Genomic DNA, 269 nt, shown 5'->3' with positions numbered 1-269 from the left:
GCGCTACAAGTCAATCGCCGCAAAGCTATTTTTATCGGAGGAAACGGTCCGCAATTACTGCTCGAAGCTCGACGTCAACAACCGTGAAGAAGCAATAAAAATGGCGCGAACGGAGAATATTGTGTAGGAGCAGGAGAACTTTTTCGATATTTCTCTTGTTTTTTTCAAATGCTTCTTCCCCATAATAATCAAATCGTTTATCAACCTTAACAAGCTAAAGTCACATAATAGTAGTTTGAACCATTATAGAAATTTAAACTGTTTTTCAA

1 protein-coding gene is annotated in these 269 nt (G+C 37.5%); it reads left to right on the top strand.

The genetic code is table 11. The features are described 5' to 3' along the window. Positions 1 to 127 (top strand): LuxR C-terminal-related transcriptional regulator (locus KVT31_RS29605; RefSeq protein ID WP_217613731.1); only part of this gene is annotated, 127 nt, incomplete at its 5' end. Positions 128 to 269: the final 142 nt, after the last annotated feature.

It is taken from the genome of Bacillus sp. GbtcB14 (assembly GCF_019091205.1).
In the GTDB taxonomy this organism is placed as follows: Bacteria; Bacillota; Bacilli; order Bacillales; family Bacillaceae_G; genus Bacillus_A; species Bacillus_A cereus_AG.
Note: the sequence above shows the minus strand (reverse complement) of the source record. Positions and strands in the feature narration are given on the sequence as shown.